Annotated in this window: 21 protein-coding genes; 14 read left to right on the top strand and 7 right to left on the bottom strand. The window is 72.9% G+C overall.

Going from position 1 to position 21,907, the window contains the following annotated elements; translation table 11 throughout:
* Window positions 1–16: 16 nt before the first annotated feature.
* The gene (locus tag ACWD4B_RS21225) at window positions 17–1,159 is read left to right on the top strand and encodes a glycosyltransferase family 4 protein (RefSeq protein WP_451422190.1); all 1,143 of its coding nucleotides are present in this window, start codon (window positions 17–19) and stop codon (window positions 1,157–1,159) included.
* Between the two features lie 63 nt (window positions 1,160–1,222).
* On the opposite strand, the gene ACWD4B_RS21220 is transcribed toward ACWD4B_RS21225, so the two are convergent.
* The gene (locus ACWD4B_RS21220; protein WP_451422189.1) at window positions 1,223–3,019 is read right to left on the bottom strand and encodes an AMP-dependent synthetase/ligase; all 1,797 of its coding nucleotides are present in this window, start codon (window positions 3,017–3,019) and stop codon (window positions 1,223–1,225) included.
* 270 nt (window positions 3,020–3,289) lie between these two features.
* Here ACWD4B_RS21220 and ACWD4B_RS21215 point away from each other — a divergent pair, with 270 nt between their 5' ends.
* From ACWD4B_RS21215 to ACWD4B_RS21190, 6 genes are all read left to right on the top strand, one after another.
* Window positions 3,290–4,051, top strand: coding sequence for a metallophosphoesterase family protein (locus ACWD4B_RS21215; RefSeq protein ID WP_451422188.1), 762 nt, complete (start codon window positions 3,290–3,292; stop codon window positions 4,049–4,051).
* Between the two features lie 70 nt (window positions 4,052–4,121).
* Window positions 4,122–4,568: an SRPBCC family protein gene (locus ACWD4B_RS21210; RefSeq protein WP_336412601.1), complete on the top strand. Its 447-nt coding sequence runs from the start codon at window positions 4,122–4,124 to the stop codon at window positions 4,566–4,568.
* A gap of 58 nt (window positions 4,569–4,626) precedes the next feature.
* Window positions 4,627–5,874, top strand: coding sequence for an ArsA family ATPase (locus ACWD4B_RS21205; RefSeq protein ID WP_451422187.1), 1,248 nt, complete (start codon window positions 4,627–4,629; stop codon window positions 5,872–5,874).
* Window positions 5,875–5,930: 56 nt separating this feature from the next.
* On the top strand, window positions 5,931–6,356 hold the full coding sequence (locus ACWD4B_RS21200; protein WP_336412599.1) for a DUF5304 family protein: 426 nt from the start codon (window positions 5,931–5,933) through the stop codon (window positions 6,354–6,356).
* A gap of 56 nt (window positions 6,357–6,412) precedes the next feature.
* Window positions 6,413–7,354 (top strand): ROK family glucokinase, encoded by a 942-nt coding sequence (locus ACWD4B_RS21195; RefSeq protein WP_390777636.1) that lies wholly within the window; start codon window positions 6,413–6,415, stop codon window positions 7,352–7,354.
* A gap of 25 nt (window positions 7,355–7,379) precedes the next feature.
* Entirely contained in the window at window positions 7,380–8,126 is a 747-nt protein-coding gene (locus ACWD4B_RS21190) for an endonuclease/exonuclease/phosphatase family protein (protein ID WP_451422186.1), read from the top strand.
* Window positions 8,127–8,296: 170 nt separating this feature from the next.
* Here the strand turns inward: ACWD4B_RS21190 and ACWD4B_RS21185 are convergent, their stop codons facing one another.
* Together ACWD4B_RS21185 and ACWD4B_RS21180 are read right to left on the bottom strand one after the other, a co-directional pair.
* Entirely contained in the window at window positions 8,297–8,845 is a 549-nt protein-coding gene (locus ACWD4B_RS21185) for a hypothetical protein (protein WP_451422185.1), read from the bottom strand.
* A complete protein-coding gene (locus ACWD4B_RS21180; protein WP_451422184.1) occupies window positions 8,838–9,617 on the bottom strand; it encodes an alpha/beta hydrolase in 780 nt (259 codons plus the stop codon). Before ACWD4B_RS21180 ends, ACWD4B_RS21185 begins: the two co-directional genes overlap by 8 nt.
* A 123-nt stretch (window positions 9,618–9,740) precedes the next feature.
* On the opposite strand from ACWD4B_RS21180, the gene ACWD4B_RS21175 reads away from it, so the two are divergent.
* Genes ACWD4B_RS21175 through ACWD4B_RS21160 form a run of 4 tightly spaced genes read left to right on the top strand, consistent with a single transcriptional unit; the run spans window position 9,741 to window position 13,492 of the window.
* Window positions 9,741–10,490 (top strand): lysophospholipid acyltransferase family protein, encoded by a 750-nt coding sequence (locus ACWD4B_RS21175; protein WP_390777632.1) that lies wholly within the window; start codon window positions 9,741–9,743, stop codon window positions 10,488–10,490.
* A gap of 27 nt (window positions 10,491–10,517) precedes the next feature.
* Complete coding sequence (macS, locus tag ACWD4B_RS21170; RefSeq protein WP_451422183.1) at window positions 10,518–11,741, top strand: MacS family sensor histidine kinase; 1,224 nt, start codon at window positions 10,518–10,520, stop codon at window positions 11,739–11,741.
* Window positions 11,738–12,409 carry a response regulator gene (locus tag ACWD4B_RS21165; RefSeq protein WP_451422182.1) on the top strand — a complete coding sequence of 224 codons (672 nt, stop codon included), beginning with the start codon at window positions 11,738–11,740 and terminating at the stop codon, window positions 12,407–12,409. Before macS ends, ACWD4B_RS21165 begins: the two co-directional genes overlap by 4 nt.
* Window positions 12,410–12,460: 51 nt before the next feature.
* Entirely contained in the window at window positions 12,461–13,492 is a 1,032-nt protein-coding gene (locus ACWD4B_RS21160; protein WP_451422181.1) for a 6-phosphofructokinase, read from the top strand.
* 60 nt (window positions 13,493–13,552) lie between these two features.
* Here the strand turns inward: ACWD4B_RS21160 and ACWD4B_RS21155 are convergent, their stop codons facing one another.
* Complete coding sequence (locus ACWD4B_RS21155; RefSeq protein WP_451422180.1) at window positions 13,553–15,502, bottom strand: anthranilate synthase family protein; 1,950 nt, start codon at window positions 15,500–15,502, stop codon at window positions 13,553–13,555.
* A gap of 295 nt (window positions 15,503–15,797) precedes the next feature.
* Between ACWD4B_RS21155 and ACWD4B_RS21150 the strand changes: the two genes are divergently transcribed.
* Window positions 15,798–17,147: a class II 3-deoxy-7-phosphoheptulonate synthase gene (locus ACWD4B_RS21150; RefSeq protein WP_336412591.1), complete on the top strand. Its 1,350-nt coding sequence runs from the start codon at window positions 15,798–15,800 to the stop codon at window positions 17,145–17,147.
* 118 nt (window positions 17,148–17,265) lie between these two features.
* Window positions 17,266–17,511 (top strand): (2Fe-2S)-binding protein, encoded by a 246-nt coding sequence (locus tag ACWD4B_RS21145; RefSeq protein ID WP_336412590.1) that lies wholly within the window; start codon window positions 17,266–17,268, stop codon window positions 17,509–17,511.
* A 40-nt stretch (window positions 17,512–17,551) separates the two neighbouring features.
* On the opposite strand, the gene bfr is transcribed toward ACWD4B_RS21145, so the two are convergent.
* Window positions 17,552–18,031 carry a bacterioferritin gene (gene bfr / locus ACWD4B_RS21140; RefSeq protein ID WP_336412589.1) on the bottom strand — a complete coding sequence of 160 codons (480 nt, stop codon included), beginning with the start codon at window positions 18,029–18,031 and terminating at the stop codon, window positions 17,552–17,554.
* Window positions 18,032–18,206: 175 nt separating this feature from the next.
* On the opposite strand from bfr, the gene ACWD4B_RS21135 reads away from it, so the two are divergent.
* Window positions 18,207–18,827 carry a sulfite oxidase-like oxidoreductase gene (locus tag ACWD4B_RS21135; RefSeq protein WP_451422179.1) on the top strand — a complete coding sequence of 207 codons (621 nt, stop codon included), beginning with the start codon at window positions 18,207–18,209 and terminating at the stop codon, window positions 18,825–18,827.
* A gap of 28 nt (window positions 18,828–18,855) precedes the next feature.
* Here ACWD4B_RS21135 and ACWD4B_RS21130 read toward each other — a convergent pair whose 3' ends face one another.
* Together ACWD4B_RS21130 and pknB are read right to left on the bottom strand one after the other, a co-directional pair.
* Window positions 18,856–19,746 carry a deoxyribonuclease IV gene (locus ACWD4B_RS21130; protein ID WP_451422178.1) on the bottom strand — a complete coding sequence of 297 codons (891 nt, stop codon included), beginning with the start codon at window positions 19,744–19,746 and terminating at the stop codon, window positions 18,856–18,858.
* A 23-nt stretch (window positions 19,747–19,769) separates the two neighbouring features.
* Window positions 19,770–21,725 carry a Stk1 family PASTA domain-containing Ser/Thr kinase gene (pknB, locus tag ACWD4B_RS21125; RefSeq protein WP_451422177.1) on the bottom strand — a complete coding sequence of 652 codons (1,956 nt, stop codon included), beginning with the start codon at window positions 21,723–21,725 and terminating at the stop codon, window positions 19,770–19,772.
* Window positions 21,726–21,907 lie beyond the last annotated feature (182 nt).

Genomic DNA, 21,907 nt, shown 5'->3' with positions numbered 1-21,907 from the left:
GGTACTGTCGGCGGCGATGCACAAGACCCTCATCGTCACCAACGACTTCCCGCCGCGGCCCGGTGGTATCCAGGCGTTCCTGCACAACATGGCGCTCCGCCTGGACCCCTCGGCGATCGTCGTCTATGCCTCCACCTGGAAGCACGGGCGCGAAGGGGCCGAGGCCACGGCCCGGTTCGACGCCGAGCAGCCCTTCACCGTGGTCCGGGACCGGACGACCATGCTGCTGCCGACGCCCGGGGTCACCCGGCGCGCGGCCACGCTGCTGAAGGCCCACGGCTGCACGTCCGTGTGGTTCGGGGCCGCGGCCCCGCTGGGCCTGATGGCGCCGGCGCTGCGCCGGGCCGGTGCCCGCACCCTGGTCGCCACCACGCACGGGCACGAGGCCGGCTGGGCCCAACTGCCCGCGGCCCGGCAGCTGCTGCGCAGGATCGGGGAGGGCACCGACACGATCACCTATCTGGGCGAGTACACGCGCTCGCGCATCGCCTCCGCACTGACGGAGGAGGCGGCGGCGCGCATGGTGCAACTGCCGCCCGGCGTGGACGAGAAGACCTTCCACCCGGCCTCCGGCGGCGACGAGATCCGGGCCCGGCTCGGCCTCGCGGACCGGCCCGTCGTCGTGTGCGTCTCCCGGCTCGTCCCGCGCAAGGGGCAGGACACCCTGATCCTGGCCATGCCGCGGATCCTGGCGGCCGTCCCGGACGCGGTGCTGCTGATCGTGGGCGGCGGGCCGTACGAGAAGGAGCTGCGGAAGCTGGCCGGGGAGACGGGCGTTGCGCACGCGGTGCGGTTCACCGGGCCCGTCCCGTGGGAGGAACTGCCCGCCCACTACGGGGCCGGTGACGTCTTCGCGATGCCGTGCCGCACGCGCCGCGGCGGGCTGGACGTGGAGGGGCTCGGCATCGTCTACCTGGAGGCGTCCGCGACGGGCCTGCCGGTGGTGGCGGGGGACTCGGGCGGTGCGCCGGACGCCGTGCTCGACGGCGAGACGGGCTACGTCGTGCGGGGCGGTTCCGCGGAGGAGTCCGCGGACCGCATCGTGACGCTGCTGCAGGACCCCGCGCTGCGGCGGCGGATGGGCGAGCGCGGCCGCGAGTGGGTCGAGGAGCGCTGGCGCTGGGACCTGCTGGCGGAGCGTCTGAAGGCACTGCTGTAACGGGTAAGGGGCTCGCGCCATGGCGCGAGCCCCTTACCCGTGCTACCCGTTCACCGAAGCGTTTCAGCTGTTGTAGATGGCTTCGATCTCGTCGGCGAAGTCCTTCGCCACGACGTTGCGCTTGAGCTTCAGCGACGGCGTCACATGGCCGGACGCCTCCGTGAACTGGCCCGGCAGGATGCGGAACTTGCGCACCGACTCCGCCTTGGAGACGGCCGCGTTGCCGTCGTCCACCGCCTTCTGCACGTCCGCCAGCAGCTCGGGGTCCGCCGCCAGTTCGGCCGGTGTCGTCCCGGCCGGCCTGCCGTGCCCGGACAGCCAGCGCGGCAGGAAGTCCTCGTCCAGGGTGATCAGTGCGCCGACGAACGGCCGCCCGTCGCCGACGACCATGCACTCCGCGATCAGCGCGTGCGCCCGGATGCGGTCCTCGATCACCGCCGGGGCGACGTTCTTGCCGCCCGCCGTGACGATGATCTCCTTCTTCCGGCCGGTGATCGTGAGGTACCCGTCCTCGTCGAGCGTGCCCAGGTCGCCGGTGTGGAACCAGCCGTCGGAGAGCGCGTCCGCGGTGGCCGACTCGTTGTTCCAGTAGCCGGTGAAGAGGTGCTCGCCGTGCAGCAGCACCTCGCCGTCGTCGGCGATGCGCACCACGGAGCCGGGCAGCGGCTGGCCGACGGTGCCGATCCGCGGTTTGTCCCACGGGTTGAAGGCGGTCGCCGCGCAGGACTCGGTCAGCCCGTAGCCCTCCAGGACGGTGAAGCCGATGCCGCGGTAGAAGTGGCCGAGGCGCTCGCCCAGCGGGGCGCCGCCGGAGATCGCGTGGGTGGCCCGGCCGCCCAGCACCGCGCGCAGCTTGCCGTAGACGAGCCGGTCGAAGACCTTGTGCTTGATCCGCAGGCCGAAGGACGGGCCCTGCGGGGTGTCCAGGGCGCGGCTGTAGGCGATCGCGGTCTCCGCCGCCCTGTCGAAGATCTTGCCCTTGCCGTCCGCCTGGGCCTTGGCGCGGGCCCCGTTGTAGACCTTCTCGAAGACCCGGGGGACGCCCAGCATCAGCGTCGGCCGGAAGCCGGCCAGGTCGTCGGTGAGGCTCTTGATGTCGCCGACCATGCCCAGCTTGATGGGGGCCAGGACCGCGGCGATCTCGACGAGGCGGCCGAAGACGTGGGCCGCGGGCAGGAAGAGGAGGACGGAGGCGTCGTCCGCGGTGAACAGCGGCTTGAGCCGCTCCACCGCGTTGCCGCACTCGGCGAAGAAGCTGCGGTGGGAGAGCACGCAGCCCTTGGGGCGGCCGGTGGTGCCCGAGGTGTAGACGATGGTCGCGACGGAGTCCGCGGTGGCCAGCGCCGAGCGCTCGTCCACCTCCTCGTCCGTCAGTCCCTGCCCGGCGGCGCGCAGCCGCTCGACACCGTCGTGCTCGATCTGCCAGACGTGGGCGAGATCCGGCAGCCGGTCCCGCACGGACTCGACGGCCGCCTCGTGCGCCGGGGACTCCACGATGCAGGCGACCGCACCGGAGTCGCCGAGGATCCACTGGATCTGCTCCGGCGAGCTGGTCTCGTAGACCGGCACCGTGACGGCGCCCGCGCTCCAGATGGCGAAGTCCAGCAGCGCCCACTCGTAGCGGGTGCGCGAGAGCAGGCCGACCCGGTCGCCCGGCCGCACGCCCGAGGCCATCAGACCCTTGGCCGTCGCGCGGACCTCCGCGAGGAACGCGGCGGCCGTCACGTCCTCCCAGCGCCCGTCGACCTTGCGCCCTATGACGGCGACGTCAGGGTGCTGCGCGGCGTTCCGGCGGATGAGATCCGTCAGGTTGCCGTCCGCGGGGACCTCGTACAGGGCCGGAAGGCTGAACTCGCGCAAGACTGCTGCTCCTCGTCGGGCGCCGGCGCCGCCGCGTCGTCGAGGGGCGCGTCGTCGGCTGCGGTCCATGATCAGGCAGATGGGGGGTAGTGGACTGCCCGGACGTTACCCACCAGTACAGCTTTCGAATAGGGGGTCGTGCTCAGATGTTCTCTGCGTCACATGCCACGGGACTGCGGGCAAAACCCTAGCTCCTCCGCTGGGTGACCGGGAAGTAACCGCAGGTCGGGGCCCTTCCGGGACGGGCCTCGCGGATTTAGGGTGATCGCCATGCGAGTCCATGTGGTCAGCGATGTGCACGGCAACGCCGAGGGCCTGGCCCGGGCCGGCGAGGGTGCCGACGCCCTGCTCTGCCTGGGCGACCTCGTCCTCTTCCTCGATTACGCCGATCACTCGCGCGGCATCTTCCCCGACCTCTTCGGGGTCGAGAACGCCGACCGGATCGTCGAGCTGCGCACCCAGCGCCGCTTCGCGGAGGCCCGGGAGCTGGGCCGGCGGCTGTGGGACGGGATGGACCGCGACGCCGCGATCGAGACCGCGGTGCGCAAGCAGTACGCGGAGCTCTTCGCCGCCTTCCCCGAGCCGACCTACGCCACCTTCGGCAACGTCGACATCCCCCGCCTGTGGCCCGAGTACGCCCGCCCGGGCACCCGGGTCCTCGACGGCGAGCGCGTCGAGATCGGCGGCCTGGTCTTCGGCTTCGTCGGCGGCGGACTGCAGTCGCCCATGCGCACCCCCTACGAGATCGACGACGAGACCTACGCGGCCAAGCTCGCCGCCCTCGGCGACGTCGACGTGCTCTGCTCGCACATCCCGCCCGACGTGCCCGAGCTCTGCTACGACACCGTGGCCCGCCGCTTCGAGCGCGGCAGTGCGGCCCTGCTGGAGACGATCCGCGCCGTGCGCCCCCGGTATGCCCTTTTCGGCCATGTTCACCAGCCGCTGGCACGCCGGATGCGCATAGGCGCGACCGAGTGCGTCAATGTCGGGCACTTCGCCTCGACCGGAACACCCTGGGTGCTGGAATGGTGACGCGGCGCGGGATGTAGCCTTCAGCGGCAGACATTTCGAGGCGGCGGACCGGTACGGAGGAGCCAGGCAGATGGCGGAGAACACCAAGTCGAGCATCACGATCGAAGCGGCCCCGGACCGGGTCATGGCGGTGATCTCCGACTTCGACCGCTACCCGGACTGGACCGGCGAGGTCAAGCTGGCCGAGGTGCTGGAGAAGGACGAGCAGGGCCGCGCCTCGCAGCTGCGCCTGGTCCTGGACGCGGGCGCGATCAAGGACGACCATGTGCTGGCCTACAGCTGGCCCTCGGCGGACGTGGTCAAGTGGTCGCTGGTCAAGTCCCAGATGCTGCGCCAGCTCGACGGCTCGTACAGCCTGAAGCCGGTCGCCGGCGGCACGGCCACCGAGGTGACCTACGAGCTCACCGTCGACGTCAAGATCCCGATGCTGGGGATGATCAAGCGCAAGGCGGAGAAGGTCATCATCGACCGCGCGCTGGACGGTCTGAAGAAGCGCGTCGAGAGCGGCGCCGTCTGACGCGGCTCCGCCGCGGGCGGATCCCCGCCCCCCTGAACCACGCACCCGGAGGCTCTTCTTGCGCACGGTCCTCGTCACCGGTCCCGGCGGCGGGGGCCGCACCACCGCGGCCGCGGCCGCCGCGCTCGCCGCGGCCAGGCAGGGGCGGCGCGTGCTGTTCCTCAGCTGCGACCGGGGCCCCGCCCCCGACGCGGTGCTCGGCAGGACGCTGCCCGCGGACGGCGGGGCCGGCGGCCCCTGGACGCCGCCCGTCGAGGCGGTCCCCGGGATGTGGGCCGCCCGCGTCGCCACCGACGGGCACTTCCGCGCCGTCGCCCGCGACCTCCAGGACCGCGGCGCCTCCCTCTTCGACCTGCTGGGCGCCGCCCCGCTGGACGCCGACGAACTCACCGAGGTCCCCGGCGCCGAGCCGCTCGCCGTCCTCGCCGCCCTGCGCGCCGCCCACGCCGACGGCCGCTGGGACCTCGTCGTCGCCGACATGCCGCCCGTGCACGAGACCGTGCGGCTGCTCGCCCTGCCCGAGCAGCTGCGGCGCTACCTGCGCCGCCTGCTGCCGCCCGAACGCCAGGCGGCCCGCGCCCTGCGCCCCATGCTGGCCCAGCTCGCCGGGGTGCCGATGCCGGCCGCCCGGCTGTACGAGACGGCCGAGCGGTGGCAGCGGGAACTCGCCGCCGTCCAGGCCGTGTTCGAGTCCGCCGCCACGACCGTCCGCCTCGTCGCCGAGCCGCTGCCGGCTGCCGTCGAGACCCTGCGCGCGGCCCGCGCCGGCCTCGCCCTCCAGGGCTGCCGCGTCGACGCCCTGATCCTCAACCGCCTGCTGCCGGACGACTCCGCCGACCCCTGGCTGGCGGGCCTCGCCGCCGAGCAGCGCCTTGCGGGCAAGGCGCTGCGGGAGGACGTCACGGCCGACGCCGTGCCCGTCTGGGAACTGCCCCACCTGGGGCGCAGCCCGCGGGGCACGGAGGACCTGACGGAACTGGCCCTGTGCGCCGACACCGGGTTCCGCCACGGCCTCGGCACGGCCGGCCCCGCCGGGGAGCGGCGCCCCGACCCCTGGCTCGTCGAGGACCGGCTGAAGGACGACGGCATGCTCGTCTGGCGGCTCCCCCTGCCCGGCGCGGAGCGCGACGCGCTCGGGCTGGTGCGGCGCGGGGACGAACTCGTCGTCGCCGTCGGGGCGTTCCGGCGGGTGCTGCCGCTGCCCTCCGCGCTGCGCCGGTGCAGCGTCGCGGGGGCGGGGCTGCAGGACGGGGCGCTGTGCGTGCGCTTCATACCCGACCCGGACCTCTGGCCCAGGACCTCGTAACGGCGCTACCCCGTTCGGGTAACGTCGGAGGAAATACCGGCCGCAGGAGTTCCGACATGAGCGATGCCACCCAGCGCCCCGGCGAGGCGCCCGACCCCGACGCCTGGGAGCGGGCCTGCGCGGAGGACCTCGCCGCAGAGAGGGCCCGGCGCCGGGCGGAGCGCGGCGAACAGCCCGGCAGCGCGGCCGAGGAGCTGCGCAAGCTGGTGGACGCCGTCGCCGACAAGGTCTCCGAGATCCGGCTGCCCGCCGTGCAGCACGTCGTCGAGGCCGCGCGGGCGGCCGTCGAGCCCGTCGTCGAGCGCAACCCCGAGGTCTTCGACCACCTGGCCGCCGCCGGCTCCGAGCTGCTGGCCGCCTACCGCGCCGCCGTCGCCGGCCACGAGCGCCGCTGGACCCGCGACGAACCGTCCTCCCGGCCGCCCGGGGAGGGCCCGGACGGGGCCGCCGGGGGCGGAAGCGAACGCATCGATCTGGACTGACGAGCGCTCCGGTACGGTTGGTCGCGGCGGGGTTAGAGCTACTGACTGAGGGACACATGGGACTCACCATCGGCGTCGACATCGGCGGCACGAAGATCGCGGCCGGCGTGGTCGACGAAGAGGGCACGATCCTCGCCACGTGCAAGGTGCCGACCCCCCCGACCCCCGAAGGCGTCATCGACGCCATCGCCGATGCGGTGCGCACCGTCAGCGAGGGCTTCGAGGTCGAGGCCGTCGGCATCGGCGCCGCGGGCTACGTGGACGACAAGCGCGCCACGGTGCTCTTCGCCCCGAACATCAACTGGCGCCACGAGGCGCTCAAGGACAAGGTCGAGCAGCGCGTCGGCCTCCCGGTCGTCGTCGAGAACGACGCCAACGCCGCCGCCTGGGGCGAGTACCGCTTCGGCGCGGGCCAGGGCCACGACGACGTCATCTGCATCACGCTGGGCACCGGCCTCGGCGGCGGCATCATCATCGGCAACAAGCTGCGCCGCGGCCGCTTCGGCGTGGCAGCCGAATTCGGCCACATCCGGGTCGTCCCGGACGGTCTGCTGTGCGGCTGCGGCAGCCAGGGCTGCTGGGAGCAGTACGCCTCCGGCCGCGCCCTCGTCCGCTACGCCAGGCAGCGCGCCCAGGCCACCCCGGGCAACGCGGAGTTCCTCCTCGGCCTGGGCGACGGCACCCCCGAGGGGATCGAGGGCAAGCACATCAGCCTGGCCGCCCGGCAGGGCGACCCGGTGGCCGTCGACTCCTTCCGCGAGCTGGCCCGCTGGGTCGGCTCCGGACTCGCCGACCTGGCCTCGCTCTTCGACCCCTCGGCGTTCATCGTCGGCGGCGGGCTCTCGGACGAGGGCGACCTCGTCCTCGACCCGATCCGCAAGTCCTTCCGCCGCTGGCTGGTGGGCGGGCAGTGGCGCCCGCACGCCCAGGTGCTCGCCGCCCAGCTCGGCGGCAAGGCAGGTCTCGTCGGCGCCGCCGACCTGGCCCGGCAGGGCTGAGTCCACCCCACCCAGCGGAGGCGCCATGCTCGCGGATCTGCCGGCCCCGACGTCCGCCCCGGACGCGTCGGTCGTCCGCGTGCTGAGCTACAACATCCGCTCGATGCGCGACGACGTGGCGGCACTGGTCCGGGTCGTCCGGGCCTGCGCCGCCGACGTCGTCTGCATCCAGGAGGCCCCGCGCTTCTTCCGCTGGCGCAAGGCGGCGGCCCGGCTCGCCCACGAGTCCGGCCTGGTGTACGTCACCGGGGGCGCCACCGCCTCGGGGCCGATGATCCTGTCCTCGCTGCGCGCCCACGTCGAGCGCACGGAGGACGTGCTCCTGCCGCGCACCCCCGGCCTGCACCAGCGGGGCTTCGCCACCGCGGTGCTGCGCTTCGGGCAGGCGCGGCTCGGCGTGCTCAGCTGTCACCTGAGCATCAACGAGCGCGAGCGGTACACCCAAGGGGGCCTGCTGCTGGAGCAGTTGGGCGCGCTGGACGTGCCGTACGCCGTCGCGGCGGGCGATCTGAACGACCGCCCCGACGGCAGGACCTTCGGCCGGCTGGCGGCCGTCCTGCAGGACGGCTGGGCCACCGCTCCGTGGGGGCGGGAGCACACGACGCGGCTCGGCGACCCTCTTCAGCGGATCGACGCGGTGTTCGCCACCGCGGGCGTGGAGGTGCTGGGGTGCGGGGTCCCGATGGGGTTGCGGGGTGTGGCGGAGCGGGACTTGCGCGCTGCGACGGACCATTTGCCGGTACTGGCGGCGGTACGGGTGCCGGTCGCCTAGGGCGTCTCCGGCGCCCCTTCGCGCCCCGAAGGGGCGCGGGGAACTGCGCGATCGGCCACCGACGGCCTGCAGCCGACGCACCACCCCAGGGGTCCGGGGCGAAGCCCCGAGAACCTCGACTGCGGGTGCGTCGTGGCTTGTCGCGCAGTTCCCCGCGCCCCTTACGGGGCTCAGACCACCGCACCCCGCCCCGGGTCGTCGTCATCGTCCCCGTCGCTGTCGCGCATGCGCAGCACCAGCGTCGCGAAGCCGCCCAGGAAGCCTCCCACCCCCAGCGTGGTGATCCACCACGTCAACTCCTGCCGCAGCAGCACCATCACGAGCAGCAGCAGCGGGCCGCCCAGCACGGCGATCCACGCGAACCGCGACGTCACGTCGCCGGTCGGCAGCGGCGGTGGCTCCGGCGGGACGAAGTGGCCCTCTTCCTCCTGCTCGGCGGGCGCCGGGGCGGACGGCGTCGTCCAGTCGCGCGGGCCGACTCCGGGCGCGTAGACGATGAAGCTCCCCGGCTGCTCCGGCCGCTCGGGCCGTTCCGGCTCCGGCTTCGGCGCCGCCTCCTCCGCGGGGGCGTCCTCGCCGCCCGTGGCGGGCCAGAGGCCCTTCTCCGGGTCGGGCTGTTCGCCGTAGGCGGCGACGAGCTGCTGCCACGCCGCCTCCTCGGCCAGCGGGTCGCGGCTCTCGTCGCGGTCGCGGTCGCGGTCCGCGTCACGCTCAGCCACGGCCGGCCGCCCCCTCCCCGGCGGCGGCGCCGGTGAGCCGGCCGATGAACGCGTACGACTCGTCGAAGATCGTCTCGGCGTCGTGGTCCAGCGTGGCCACGTGGTAGCTGCGCTCCAGCAGCCGCTCGGTGACGTCGCGGGAGGAGACCCGGGAGAGGATGCGCGCCGAGTCGGCGGGCGGCACCACGTGGTCCGCGGGGCTGTGCATCAGCAGCAACGGCTGGGTGACCTGCGGCAGTTCGGAGTCCAGGCGCTGCAGGAAGCGGCGGAAGGAGTGCGCGGCGTGCAGCGGCACCCGGTCGTAGCCGGTCTCCGTGGCGCCGTCCTTGGCGATGTCGCTCGCGATGCCCTTGGTCGTCCGCACCAGGTGCCGCACCACCGGCAGGGCCTTGGCCGCCAGGCCGTGCACCTTGTTCGCCGGGTTGACCACGCAGACGCCCGAGACCGCGTCCCCGTGCTGGGCGGCCAGCCGCAGCGCCAGCGCGCCGCCCATGGACAGGCCGAAGACGAAGACCTGCGCGCAGCGCTCGCGCAGCCGCCACAGCTCGCGGTCCACCTCCGCGTACCAGTCCTGCCAGCCCGTGATCTGCATGTCCTGCCAGCGGGTGCCGTGGCCCGGCAGCAGCGGAAGGGCGACACTCAGACCCCGTTCGGCGAGATAATCGGCCCAGGGGCGGACGGACTGCGGGGAGCCGGTGAAGCCGTGACACACAAGGACGCCGACCTCTCCGCCGTCATGGCGGAAGGGCTCGGCTCCGGGGAGGAGCAGCACCGGATTCTCCGATCGCAGGCGGCAGGGATGCCGCGGGAAAGGGGTCGGTCCTCAGCGTACGCGGAGCGTCGCACGGCGGGTAGGCAGGTTAAGGTCTCCTCGTCACACACAGGAGGTTCTCGGTTGTTCTACGGCGCAATGAAGCTGTCCATCGGCGGGTCGCTGAAGCTTGCCTTCCGGCCGTGGGTGGAGGGGCTGGAGAACGTACCGGCCGAGGGGCCCGCGATCCTGGCGAGCAACCACCTGTCCTTCTCGGACTCCTTCTTCCTGCCCGCGGTCCTCGACCGCAAGATCACGTTCATCGCGAAACAGGAGTACTTCACCTCTCCCGGAGTCAAGGGAAAGCTGACGGCGGCCTTCTTCAAGGGCGTCGGCCAGCTCCCGGTCGACCGCTCGGGCGCCCGCGGCGCCGGTGAGGCCGCGATCAAGAGCGGCATCGAGGTGCTGGAGCGCGGTGAGCTCTTCGGCATCTACCCGGAGGGCACCCGCTCCCCGGACGGCCGCCTCTACCGCGGCAAGCCGGGCGGCCTCGCCCGGGTCGCGCTGGCCACCGGGGCCCCGGTGCTCCCGGTCGCGATGATCGACACGGAGAAGATCCAGCCGCCCGGCAAGGTCGTGCCGAAGCTGATGCGGCCCGGCATCCGGATCGGCAAGCCGCTGGACTTCAGCCGCTACCACGGCATGGACGGCGACCGCTTCATCCTCCGCTCGGTGACCGACGAGGTCATGTACGAGATCATGAAGCTCTCCGGCCAGGAGTACGTCGACATCTACGCGACCGCCGCCAAGCGGCAGATCGCGGACGAGGCGAAGCGCAAGGCCGAGGAGGAGAAGGCGGCCAAGGCCGCCGGCCTGGAGAAGACGGACGAGTAGCACGGACAGCGGGGGCGGGGGCGGGGAATGGCGCAGCGCACCGGGCGTCCGCGCACGGTGCGGATGTCCGTCGAGCTCCCGCTGTGGCGGGCGGTCACCGGCTACCGCATCCTGACCCTCGGCTACGCCCTCGCCCTCTTCTGGCTGGGCCACCGCCACTACGCGCACCCGCTCGGCGCCGCCGCCTACATGGCGGCGCTCACCCTCTGGATGCTGCTGACCTGGAACAAGGTCACCGCACCCGAGCGCTGCACCCGGTCCTTCCTGATCGCCGACCTGGGCGTCGCCCTCACCGGCATCCTGCTCACCGCCGTCGTCGACTCCCCGGCCCGGATCGACAGCGGCGCGGCCACCCTGCCGAGCGTCTGGGCGGGCGGCGCGGTGCTGGGCCTGGCCATCAAGGGCGGCTGGCGCTGGGCCGCCGTCGGCTCCACGCTGGTGGCCGCCGCCAACCTCGTCGAGCGCGGCTACTTCGCCCGCGACACCGTCCACAACGTGCTGCTGGTGTGGATCTCCAGCATCGCCGTCGGCTACATCGTCGAGGTCGCCCGCGCCAGTGAGCGCACCCTCGCCCGCGCCCTGCGGATCGAGGCGGCCACCCGCGAACGCGAGCGGCTGGCCCGGGACATCCACGACAGCGTGCTGCAGGTGCTGGCCATGGTGCAGCGCCGCGGCGCCGCCCTCGGCGGCGAGGCCGCGGAGCTGGGCCGGATGGCCGGCGAGCAGGAGATCGCCCTGCGCACCCTGGTGGCCGGCGGCCTGCTGCCGCCGCAGCGCTCGGCCGAGCAGCTGGCCGACGACGCCGAGCTCGCCGGGACCGTTCCCGAGGCCCCGGCCGGCCCCTGCGACCTGCGGGCGCTGCTGGCCCCGTACGCGGGGTCCGCCGTCTCCGTCGCGGCGCCCGGCACGCCCGTGCTGCTGGAGGCGGCCGCGGCGGCGGAGCTGGCGGCCGCTGTCGGTGCCGCCCTGGACAATGTCGCCAAGCACGCGGGCCCGGAGGCACGGGCCTGGATCCTGCTGGAGGACGAACCGGACGAATTGGTCGTCACCGTGCGGGACGACGGCCCGGGCATCGCCGAGGGGCGCCTGGCGGACGCGGAGCGGGAGGGGCGCATGGGCGTCGCCCTCTCCATCCGCGGCCGGCTGCGGGACCTGGGCGGCAGCGCCGTGGTGGAGTCCGTGCCCGGCCAGGGCACCGAGGTCGAGCTGAGAGTTCCGCGGAGCTCACGGGGGAGTGGAGTCACAGGATGAGTACGGCACCTGCGGTGAAGGTCATGGTGGTCGACGACCACCCCATGTGGCGCGACGCGGTCGCGCGCGACCTGGCGGCCGCCGGGTACGAGATCGTCGCCACCGCGGGCGACGGCCCGCAGGCGGTGCGCCGGGCGAAGGCCGCGGCGCCCGACGTCCTCGTCCTCGACCTCAACCTGCCGGGCCTGCCCGGGGTGGCCGTCTGCAAGGAGCTCGTCGGCGAGAACCCCGCCCTGCGGGTCCTCGTCCTCTCCGCCAGCGGCGAGCACGCCGACGTCCTGGAGGCCGTGAAGTCCGGGGCCACCGGCTATCTGCTGAAGTCCGCCAGCACCGAGGAGCTGCTCGACGCCGTGCGCCGCACGGCCACGGGCGACGCGGTCTTCACCCCGGGCCTGGCCGGCCTGGTGCTCGGCGAGTACCGCAGGCTGGCCGCCGGCCCCGCCCCCGCCGCGCCCGACGAGCCCGCGGTCCCGAGCCTCACCGACCGCGAGACCGAGGTCCTGCGCCTCGTCGCCAAGGGGCTCTCGTACAAGCAGATCGCCGAGCGGCTGGTTATTTCCCACCGCACGGTGCAGAACCATGTTCAGAACACCTTGGGCAAGCTCCAGCTGCACAACCGCGTGGAGCTCGTCCGCTACGCGATAGAGCGAGGTCTCGACGACGCCTGACGCCGCCTGCGGCCGGGCGTCACCCGGCACTCGGCGAAGGGAAGGTGTGTCATGCGGGTCGGAGTACTGACCGGCGGCGGGGACTGCCCCGGGCTCAACGCGGTCATCCGCGCCGTCGTCCGCAAGGGCGTCCAGCGCTACCACTACGACTTCACCGGCTTCAGGGACGGCTGGCGCGGACCGCTCACCGGAGCGGTCACGCGCCTCGACATCCCCGCGGTGCGGGGCATCCTGCCGCGCGGCGGCACCGTGCTCGGCTCCTCGCGGACCAACCCCTTCCGGGAGCCGGACGGGGTCCGCCGCATCAAGGAGAACCTGGCCAAGCACGAGGTGGACGCCCTCATCGTGATCGGCGGCGAGGACACCCTGGGCGTGGCCCGCCGGCTCTCGGAGGAACACGGCATCCCCTGCGTCGGGGTGCCCAAGACCATCGACAACGACCTCTCCGCCACCGACTACACCTTCGGCTTCGACACCGCCGTCAACATCGCCACCGAGGCCATCGACCGGCTGCACACCACGGCCGAGTCCCACATGCGCGTCCTCGTCGTCGAGGTCATGGGCCGGCACGCGGGCTGGATCGCGCTGCACTCCGGCCTGGCGGGCGGCGCCAACGTCATCCTCGTCCCCGAGCAGCGGTTCGACGTCGACGAGGTCTGCGAGTGGGTCACCTCGCGCTTCCGCGCGAGCTACGCGCCGATCGTGGTGGTGGCGGAGGGGGCCATGCCGCGCGACGGCGACCTGGTGCTCAAGGACGCCCCGGCGCACGACTCCTTCGGGCACGTCCGGCTGTCCGGAGTGGGGGAGTGGCTGGCCAAGCAGATCGAGACCCGCACGGGGAAGGAGGCACGGACCACGGTGCTGGGCCACGTCCAGCGGGGCGGCACGCCGAGCGCGTTCGACCGGTGGCTGGCGACGCGGTTCGGGCTGCACGCGATCGACGCCGTCGAGGACGGCGCGTTCGGGCAGATGGTCGCCCTGCGGGGTACGGACGTGGTCCGTGTGCCGCTCGCTGACGCGACGGCGCGATTGAAGACGGTGCCACCCGAGCTGTACGACGAAGCGCGGGTGTTCTTCGGCTGAGGCCGGGGCCCTCCCCGCCCACCCGCCCGTCGCTCGGAACGGGCGGGTGGGCGGACGCGGTCAGACCAGCACGGAGGCCAGCAGCTCCGTGACGATCGCGGCGCCGTTCAGCGTCAGCACCGACTCCGGGTGGAACTGCATGCCTGCGAAGCCGGGCCCCCGCAGGGCGTGGACGTCGCCGGTGGCCGCGTCCAGGCTGAGCTCGGCCCCGTCGAGTCCCGTGCCGCGCGCGGTGAACGTGTTGTAGAACCCGACCGTCTCCTCCCGCCCGAAGAAGTCGATCCGTTCCTGCGCCCCCTGGTACGGGACCTCCTTCCGCACGATCTCCAACCCCAGCTCCGCCGCGATCAGTTCGTGCCCCAGGCACACGCCCAGCAGCCCGTACCGGTGCTCGCGCAGCAGGTCCGCCGCGAGCCCGCGGAGCAGGCGCATCTTCGGGTCGGCCGCGTCCGAGGGGTTGCCGGGCCCGGGGCCCAGCACCACGGGGCCCTCGTGGGCCAGCGCGGCGGCCGGCAGTTCGGGCTCGTCGTAGCGCCGCACCGTCACCGTCAGCCCCGAGGTGCGCAGGAGATGGGCGAGCATCGCCGTGAAGGTGTCCTCGCCGTCGACGACCAGAGCGTGTCCGGTCAGCGCTCCGGTGGACCCGGGCGTCTGCATCCGCAGCCAGAACGGGGCCAGGTCCGCGCGGCGCGCGTCCAGCGCCGCCCGTACCCGCGGGTCGTCCCCGAGCCGTACGGGCGGGGTGGCCGACGGGCGTACGGGGCCGCGGCGCACGCCCAGGGCGGCCAGCACGCCGGCCGCCTTGGCGTGGGTCTCGGCGACCTCGCCGCGCGGATCGGAGCGGCGCACGAGCGTGGCGCCGACCCCCACCCGCAGCCGGCCGCGCCGGTCGATGTCCGCGGTGCGGATGAGGATCGGGGAGTCGAGGGTCTGCGCACCGCCCGCGTCGCGGCCGATCAGCGCGAGCGCCCCCGCGTAGTAGCCGCGGCCGTGGGGCTCGTACCGCTCGATGACGCGGCAGGCGTTCTGCACGGGCGAGCCGGTGACGGTCGCCGCGAACATCGTCTCCCGCAGCACCTCGCGCACGTCCAGCGAGGAGCGCCCGCGCAGTTCGTACTCGGTGTGTGCGAGGTGGGCCATCTCCCGCAGCCGCGGGCCGACGACGACGCCGCCCATGTCGCCGACGGTGCACATCATCTTCAGCTCCTCGTCCACGACCATGGACAGCTCCTCCACCTCCTTGCGGTCGTGCAGGAAGGCCAGCAGCCCGTCCTCCGAGGCGCCGCCGGCCGGATAGCGGTACGTGCCGCTGATGGGATTCATCACGACCGTCCCGCCGGACATCCGCACGTGCACCTCCGGGCTGGCGCCCACCAGCGTGCGCTCGCCGGTGTGGACGACGTACGTCCAGTAGGCGCCGCGCTCGCCGGACAGCAGCCGCCGGAAGAGAGCCAGGGCGTCGGCGGGGCCGAAGCCGTGACTGTCCTCTCCCGGGGGACAACCCCCGGACCCCCGGCCGAGAACGGTGCCCTCGAACGTGCGCCGGATCACGAAGTTGGCGCCCTCGCCGGTGCCGATCTCGTCCTCGATCACACGCTCGACGATGCGCGCGTACGCGTCGTCGTCCACGTCGAAGGCGCCGCCCTCGACCCGGACCTCGTGGGCGGGCAGGGCACCGAGGACGGCGTCGAGCGGCAGGTCGTAGGCCTCCTCCGGGCACAGCACCAGCAGCGGGGTGCCGTCGTCACGGACGTCGAAGCCGCGCTCGCGGATCTGCCGGAAGGGGACGAGGGCCAGCGCGTCGTGCACCGGCGCGCCGCCGGCGGGCGGGCCGGACGGGAGCGGGACGTCCGCCAGCCGCCCGGCCTCGGAGACCGGGCCGAGGAGCAGTTCGACCAGGCTCTCGGGATGGCCCGGGGTGCGGCGGTGCAGCAGGGCGAAGGGCGGGCAGCCGGGGGCGGTCAGCCGTGCGAGCAGGGCGGCAGTGGTGCCGGGCAAGGGGTCGCTCATGGGGGTGTTCCTTCCTGGTGGGGGAGGAACGGCCTGCCGGATACGCCCCGCGGACGCGGAAGGCCGCCCCTCGGGGCGGCCTTGGCGATGCGATCGGTGTACGCGCGATCAGTGGGCCGCCGGAGGAGCGGTCCACCACCAGTACTGGTTCACGGTGTCGAGCACGTACATGCGGGGCAGGTTACCCGACGGCTCCCGCATCTGTCGTGGGATTATCCGGAGCCTCGTCTCACGATTCGTCTCATACTCCGGTCCGGCCCCGGAACCGGCCCGGCGACCCCGTAGTGTTGAGTCCGTGACCGTGAACGCTGAAATCCACGCCGGTGGCAACACCTGGCGCTCCCTGACCGCGGCGCAGCAGCCCGACTGGCCGGACCAAGAGGCTCTGCGCGATGTGATCGCCGAGCTCGAGTCCTATCCGCCCCTCGTCTTCGCTGGCGAGTGCGACCAGCTGCGTCAGCGTCTGGGAGCCGTCGCGCGCGGCGAGGCGTTCCTGCTCCAGGGCGGTGACTGTGCGGAGGCCTTCGACGCCGTCGGCGCCGACCAGATCCGCAACAAGCTCAAGACCCTGCTCCAGATGGGCGCGGTGCTCACCTACGCCGGGTCGGTGCCCGTCGTCAAGGTCGGCCGGATCGCCGGCCAGTACAGCAAGCCGCGCTCGAAGCCGACCGAGACCCGCGACGGCGTGACCCTGCCGACCTACCGCGGCGACTCCGTCAACGGCTTCGCCTTCACGCCCGAGGCCCGTACGCCGGACCCGCAGCGGCTGAAGCGCATGTACCAGGCCTCGGCCTCCACGCTGAACCTGGTGCGCGCCTTCACCACCGGCGGCTACGCGGACCTGCGCCAGGTGCACGCCTGGAACCAGGACTTCGTGAAGTCCTCGCCCTCCGGCCAGCGCTACGAGCAGCTGGCCCGGGAGATCGACCGGGCGATGAACTTCATGAACGCCTGCGGCGTGGACCCGGAGGCGCTGAAGGCCGTCGAGTTCTACGCGTCCCACGAGGCGCTCGTCCTCGACTACGAGTCCGCGCTGACCCGTGTCGACTCGCGCACCGGGCACCTCTACGACGTCTCGGGCCACATGGTCTGGATCGGCGAGCGCACCCGGCAGCTGGACGGCGCGCACATCGAGTTCGCGTCGAAGATCCGCAACCCGATCGGGGTGAAGCTCGGCCCGACCACCACGGTCGACGAGGCGCTGACCCTGATCGACCGGCTGGACCCGGAGCGCGAGCCCGGCCGGCTGACCTTCATCACCCGGATGGGTGCGGGCAAGATCCGCGAGAAGCTCCCCGAGCTGGTCGAGAAGGTCACCGCGTCCGGTGCCGTGGTGGCCTGGATCAGCGACCCGATGCACGGCAACACCTTCGAGGCGGCCTCGGGCCACAAGACCCGCCGCTTCGACGACGTGCTGGACGAGGTCAAGGGCTTCTTCGAGGTCCACAAGGGCCTGGGCACCCACCCGGGCGGCATCCACGTGGAGCTCACCGGTGACGATGTCACCGAGTGCGTGGGCGGCGGCGACGAGATCTTCGTCGACGACCTGCACCAGCGCTACGAGACGGCCTGCGACCCGCGGCTGAACCGTAGCCAGTCGCTGGACCTGGCGTTCCTGGTGGCGGAGATGTACCGGGACCAGTGAGCACCGGCACCGGGTGAACGATGGGGCGCGGATCCTGTGATCCGCGCCCCATCGCGTTGTGCGCCCCTGCCGGGCCGGGTAAGGTAAGGGTTACCTTATTGATCAATCCGGTGAGGCGGTGACCCGCGTGTACGTCTGCTCGTGCTTCGGCATCACGGAGCAGCAGGTGCGCGAGCACGCGGACCAGGGGGCGTGCACCCCCCGGCAGATCGCCTCGGCCTGCAAGGCGGGCACCGACTGCGGCAGCTGCGTGCGCCGCATCCAGTCCCTGCTCGGCCGCGGCGCATGCCCGCGCCGTGAGCTCGCCGACCGTGGCGAGCCGGACGTACTGGGCGCCGAGGTCTCGCTGGTGCCCGCGGCCTGAGTGCTGCGCCGGCAGCGCGGTCCTGCGAGGCGCGGTTCCCTCAGCTGTCGGGCTGCTCGATGACCTGCGCGATATAGAGCGCCTCGCCCAGCTTCTCCACCAGTTCCAGCTGTGTGTCGAGGTAGTCGATGTGGTGCTCCTCGTCCTCCAGGATCGACTCGAAGATGTTGGCCGAGGTGATGTCGCCCTTGGCCCGCATGATCTCGACGCCCCGCCGGAGCCGGTCGATGGCCTCGACCTCCACCTGCCGGTCGGCCTGGAACATCTCGGTGACCGTCTGCCCGATCCGGACGTGGAACAGCCTCTGATAGTTGGGCAGCCCCTCCAGGAACAGGATCCGGTCGGTCAGCACCTCCGCGTGCTTCATCTCGTCGAAGGACTCGGCGCGGGTGTACTTGGCGAGCTTGGTCCAGCCGAAGTTCTCCTGCATCTTCGCGTGCAGGAAGTACTGATTGATGGCGGTCAGCTCGGCAGTCAGCTGTTCGTTGAGGAACTCGATGACCTCGGGGTCGCCCTGCATCGCAGAGGCTCCTTCCCAGCGCTTGACGGGCAGATGGCGCGCATCCTTGCACCGCCCCTCCTGGCCGTCCAGTAAGTGCACACTTAGTGGGAGTTGTGGCCATGTGTCCGCCTTGGTGGTGGCTACGGCCGTCCCGTGGTCATCAGCACCCTCCGGGGTCTGACACCATGGACCCATGGGTCAGTCGGAAAGCCGCAAAGGGGAACTCCAGCTCCCTCCGGGGCAGCGGCTCCAGCGCGGATGGCCGGTGACGCACTACGGTCCGGTCCCCAAGTTCAGGCCGGAACGCTGGGAGTTCCGCGTCTTCGGCGCGACGGCCGACGGCGACAAGCACTGCTGGACGCACGAGGAGTTCACCGCCCTCCCGTACACGACGGTCGTGGCGGACCTGCACTGCGTCACGAAATACAGCATGCTGGGCGCCGAATGGGGCGGCGTGTCGGCCCGCACGGTGCTCGAACTGGCCCCGCCCGCGCCGGAGGTCACCCATGTGATGGTGTGGGCGGAGTACGGCTACAGCTCGAACCTGCGGCTGTCGGACTTCACGGCCGAGCAGACGATCTTCGCCACGCACAAGGACGGTGAACTCCTCACCGCGGAGCACGGCTTTCCGGTGCGCCTCGTCGTGCCGCACCTGTACGCGTGGAAGGGGCCCAAATGGGTCCGCGGCGTCGAGTACATGACGGCCGACCGCCGGGGTTTCTGGGAGGAGCGGGGCTACCACAACGTGGGCGACCCGTGGCGGGAACAGCGGTACTCCTACCAGGAGGAGCCCGGCGAGGGCCCCGAGCTGTAGGGGGTGTCCGAGGCCCTGTCCGAGGGCCCTACTGCGGCCGTGCCGCGCGCAGTTCCTTCAGCCGCGCCACGTCGGCCGCGTGCCCCTCCGGGCCGCCCGGCGTCTCGATCGTCAGGGGCACGCCCTCCGTCGCCGGGTGCGCGAACAGCTCCCCGAAGGCCTCGGCCCCGATCCGCCCGGCCCCGATGTTCTCGTGCCGGTCCAGGTGCGACCCCGCGCCCGCCTTCGAGTCGTTCGCGTGGATCAGCCGCAGCCGTCCCTCGCCCATGACGTCGACGAGTTCGTCCAGCACCTGCTTCACGCCGCCCGGCGCGGCCAGGTCGTGCCCGGCCGCGAAGACGTGGCAGGTGTCCAGGCAGACGCCCAGCCCGGGATGGCGGTCCAGCGCCTCGGCGTACGGGCCGAGGTCCTCCACCAGCGAGCAGAGCGAGGCGCCTTGACCGGCCGTGGGCTCCAGCAGCAGCCACGGGTCGTCGTCGTGCGTGAGCTCGTCCAGCAGCGGCAGCATCCGCTCGCGCACCTGGGCCAGGGCCTCCGCGCGCGCCCGGCCGGCGGTGGCGGAGCCGGTGTGCACCACGACGCCCTGCGCGCCGATCTCCCGGCCGCGCCGCAGCGAGTGCCGCAGCGACTCCACGGACTTGTCGACCGTCGCGGCGCTGTGCGAGCCGAAGTTGATCAGGTACGGGGCGTGGACGAAGACGGGCAGCCCGCTCTCCTCGCACCCGGCGCGGAACTCCTCGTCCTGGCGCGGGTTTCCGGGCGGGGTCGCCCAGCCGCGCGGGTTGGCGACGAAGACCTGGACGGCCTCGGCGCCCATCGCGCGGGCATAGGGCAGGCCGGTCTTGGCGAGGCCGCCCGCGACGGGGATGTGCCCGCCGACGGGATTGCGCGTGACTGTGCTCAAGACGCTGCTCGACATGCTGTTCAACGTGCTCAGAATCCTCAGAAACCGCTCTTCAGACGGATGATGATCGTGTCGCCCCGGGCCGCCTGGTCGCCGCCGCGGACCGACTGGGAGTCGACCGAGTCCTGCGGGAAGAAGAACGGCCGGTCCACCTTCACCTGGAAGCCCGCGTCCGTCAGCACCTTCTTGGCGTCGGCCTCGTTCTTTCCGGTGACGTCCGGGACCGTGATCATCTCCTTGCCCTTGGAGAGGGTCACCGTGACCGTGTCGCCCTCGGCGCCCTTCTCGCCCTTGCCCGGCGACTGCTGGGCCACCGTGCCCTTGTCCTTGGGCGAGTAGACCTGCGTGTCCGAGACCTTGATCTGCAGCCCGGCGTCGCGCAGCGCCGCCGTCGCGTCGGCGACCGTCATGCCCGTCACGTCGGGCACGTTCAGCTGCCGGCCCTTGCTGACGACGAGCGTCACCGCCGAGTCAGGCCGCAGTTCCTGGCCCGGCCGCGGGTCGGAGCCGAGCACGGAGCCCTTCGGGGTCTCGTCGCTGAACTGCTGCGAGACGTCGCCGACCGTCAGGCCCTTGTCCTGGAGCTGCTTCTTCGCGTCGTCGAGCGTCATGCCGACGACATTGGGGACCTGCACCTTCTGCGGGCCCCGCGAGACGGTGACCGTCACCTTGCCGTTGTTGCGGATCTGCTCGCCCGGCTTCGGGTCGGTGGAGATGACGTGCCCGCGCTCGACGGTGTCGCTGAAGTCCTGCCGGAGCTGCACCCCGAGCCCGGCCTTGTCCAGCTCCTGCTGCGCCTTGGGCTGGGTCATGTCCAGAACGGCCGGTACGGAGGTGAACTGGCCGGAGCTGACGTACCAGACACCCGCCCCGCCGCCCAGCAGGACGACGAGCAGCCCGATCACCACGACCAGCCGGTTGACGCGCCGGCGCGGACCGGACGGCCGGTGCTGCGCCGCGGGGCCCGGCGGGGCCGGGGGAGCGGGCGGGCGCTCCAGCCGGGTGGTGCGGTTGAGCAGCTCCTCCCCGGCGGGCGGCGGCAGCGGCTGCGCCGCGGGCTGCCGCGGTATCACGCTCGTACGGTCCTCGGAGCCGGCCGGGAGCGGGCCCTGCCGGGCCTCCGGCGGCATCGCGTCCAGCTGCGCGTCCGTCAGCGCCCCGCGGGCGGCGCGGGTGAGCTCCAGCAGCCGCACGGCGTCGGCCGGGCGCAGCTGCGGGTCGCGGGCGGTGGCCTTGGCCACCAGGCCGTCCAGCTCGGGGGCGAGCCCGGGGACCGCCTCGGACGGGAGCGGCACGTCCTCGTGCAGGTGCTGGTAGAGCACCTGGGCGGGGGTGCCGCCGGAGTGCGGCTTGGCGCCCGTGAGCATCTCGTAGAGCACCACGCCGCAGGCGTAGACGTCGGCGCGCGGGTCGGCGGTGCCGTGCTCGATCTGCTCGGGGGCCAGGTACGAGACCGTGCCCAGCACCGAGCCGGTGCTCGTGCTGGTGTGCGTGTCGACGGCCCGGACCAGGCCGAAGTCCGCGACCTTGACCCGGCCGTCGTCGCCGATCAGCACGTTCTCGGGCTTCATGTCGCGGTGCACCAGCCCCGCGAGGTGGGCCGCGCCCAGCGCGGCCAGCACGGACTCGGCGACGTCCAGCGCGGCCCGCGGCTGCAGGGCCCCGCGCTCGCGCAGCACGTCGCGCAGCGTGCACCCGGCGACGTACTCCATCGCCAGGAAGACGTAGCCGCCGTCGGTGCCCTGGTCGAAGACGCCGACCACGTTGCGGTGGTCCAGGCGCGCCACGGACTTGGCCTCGCGGATGAAACGGTCCACGAAGGCCGCGTCGGCGGCCAGCGAGGGGTGCATCACCTTGAGGGCGACCACGCGGTCGAGCCGGGTGTCCAGCGCCCGGTAGACGGTGGCCATGCCGCCCACGGCGATCCGCGCCTCGACTCGGTAGCGGCCGTCGAGCAACTGATCGACGAGAGGGTCCGGCAGGGTCGTATCCACGACACACGAGTCTACGAGCCGCCGGGGCCCCGCCGGCCGGTGCGCCCCGAAGGGGCGCGGGGAACTGCGCGAGCAACCACCTGCGGGGCCCCGCCGGCCGGCCGCCCCTGCTGCCGGCCGCCCCTGCGGACGCCCTGGCCGGCGGGTTCATGCAGACGCACAACGTCAAGACCTCCGGTGAC

This window comes from Streptomyces sp. NPDC002536, from assembly GCF_053594995.1.
This window is presented reverse-complemented; position numbering and strand designations above follow the sequence as displayed.